Annotated in this window: 3 protein-coding genes; 1 reads left to right on the forward strand and 2 read right to left on the reverse strand. The window is 69.9% G+C overall.

Annotated elements, in window-relative coordinates; all coding sequences use genetic code 11:
* Positions 1-299 (reverse strand): hypothetical protein (locus L0H79_RS22045; protein WP_301486920.1); only part of this gene is annotated, 299 nt, incomplete at its 3' end.
* Positions 300-460: 161 nt separating this feature from the next.
* Positions 461-1,573, reverse strand: a complete 1,113-nt coding sequence (locus L0H79_RS22050; protein WP_301486921.1) for a MerR family transcriptional regulator — start codon at positions 1,571-1,573, stop codon at positions 461-463.
* A 197-nt stretch (positions 1,574-1,770) separates the two neighbouring features.
* Between L0H79_RS22050 and L0H79_RS22055 the strand changes: the two genes are divergently transcribed.
* Positions 1,771-2,055: a WhiB family transcriptional regulator gene (locus L0H79_RS22055; protein WP_301486922.1), complete on the forward strand. Its 285-nt coding sequence runs from the start codon at positions 1,771-1,773 to the stop codon at positions 2,053-2,055.
* Positions 2,056-2,114: the final 59 nt, after the last annotated feature.

Here is a 2,114-nt window from a genome sequence, read left to right on the forward strand (position 1 = left end):
GCGACCTTGAACTCGTACGAGCCCGCCGGCACGGTGAACGTCGTTGCGTAGCTGGCCGTTCCGGGTTTCAGCGCCAGGTCGGTCGCCGCGCAGTCGGGCTGCCAGTCGGCCGCACACCCCAGCTCGCTCTGCAGCGAGCCCGCGATCGTCGCCGTGCGCGGGGCGTCGGCCGCCACCACCGCCCCGCCCACGGCGTTGGCGCTCGGCGCGCCGGCCACCGGAACGGTGAGTACCGCACCGATGAGGGCGGCGACCAGGGCCGGGGCCCCGGCAGCAGAGAAGAGGGATCGGCGACGCATGCGGCACTCCTTCGTGTCGGGCCGTGCGGAAACTCCCGATATCGGGCACCGACGACAACGGGTGAAACCTAGCGAAGACGGGCGACAACGCGCTAGAGCTGGGCTGCAACTTTTTTCAGACGGCCTGACATTTCTTGCGAAGGTTGCCGGGGCCGTCGGGTCTAGGTCGCGTCAGGGCCTTGGCGGTCGCCCTGCACAATGCCAACGCCGTCGGTGTCTGCGCCGTTGGCAGCCACGAGCACCCGCAGGGCCGACGAGAAGTCGGCGACGCGGTCAAGCGTGACGTACGGGTTGTGGTGGGCGACATGCTCGGGCCAGCCGGGCCCGCCGATCACCACCGTCAGTGGCCAGTCGACCGTCTGAAGACCGTCCCAGAGCGGCTCCCAGTGCCGCCGCGCCAGGGATGCCCAGAGGAAGAGCACCCGCGGCTTGGTCTGGACGAGGGCGTCGACGAGCGACTCGGTGGGCAGCCTGGGTCCGAGGAACAAGGTGGCGACCGAATGCCCGGCCAGCCCGGCCTCGAGCGCCAGCAGCGGCAGGTGGTGCATCTCGTTGTCGGCGTTGGCGAGCACCACGGGAGGCCCGACAAGCCGGAGCCGGTTCGCGCGGGAGACTCCGCGCAGCTCGGTCTGCAGCATCTCGCTCGCCAGGTGCTCGACCTCGATGCCGACCTCGCCGTCGGCCCAGAGCTCACCGATACGACTCAGTGCCGGCACGAAGATGTCGCTCCACGCGTCGCCCACGGCGTGCTGGCGCAGGCTCTGACGGTAGATCGCGGACAGCCCCTGCCCGTCGAGCGCCGTGGCGGCGGAGACGATCGACTCGACCATCCGAGCCTGGGGGGGCGCACCGTCGGCCGGTACCTGCGAGGGATGAGTACGCATCGAGCGCCCCGCCCCGGACATCAGCGAAGTGGGGGAGGCCGGTTCTGCATCGTTGCGCATCGGCCCCGGCGCGGGCGCACCCCCCTGCAACCGTTCGGCGACCGCCTCGTCATCCATCTCGTCGAGCGCGGCCGCGGCCGCCTGGGCCGGGATGCCGTGCGCTGTCAGTCGAGCCATCAGCATTACCCGGCGGATGTCGCTCTCGGAGTAGCGGCGGTGCCGACCGTCGGTGCGGCTGGTGGGGCCGATGCCGTGGCGACGGTCCCACGACCGCAGCGTGGACGCCGACACCCCCAGCCGTTCAGCTACTGCGCCGACCGGCCAGGCGAGTTCGGGAACCGAGTTGCGTCGGCGAGGGCCGCGATGCGGCGCAGGCTCCTCATCACTCATCAACCACATCCAGTGTCGGTTCCAGCCGCAGTGTCACGGTGTTTCGGTTCGCGGTCAGCAGGAACTTCGGCCACGAACGTGATCCTGACGACATTTCAATCATAGGCGGGACCGACCTCTTGTGCGTTGCGTAATTTCTGCGTAAGTTTGGCGTCACGCCACAAGGCGCCTTCCATCTCAGTCCAGCCGGAGGAACCATGAGCACCGTCACCCGCCTCCCTCGTCCGATCCTCGACAACTACGCGTGGCAGCAGCAGGGTCTGTGCCGCGGCCGCGACGTCGAGGCGTTCTTCACCGACGATCCCGACCAGGGGCGCCGGGCCCGCAACGACCAGACCGAGGCAGCCAAGGCGGTCTGCGCCGCCTGCCCCGTCGTGGCCCAGTGCCTGCGCCACGCGCTCAGCGTTCCCGAGCCCTTCGGGATCTGGGGTGGCACCACGGCGCCCGAGCGGGCCCGCATGCTCTGGAACGTCGCAGGCTGACCCACCCCGCTGCGGCATCTGACGGATGCCGTGGGTTCGCGTTCATCAGGTTGCCCGCA

Source organism: Intrasporangium sp. (assembly GCF_030452765.1).
Taxonomy (GTDB): domain Bacteria; phylum Actinomycetota; class Actinomycetes; order Actinomycetales; family Dermatophilaceae; genus Intrasporangium_A.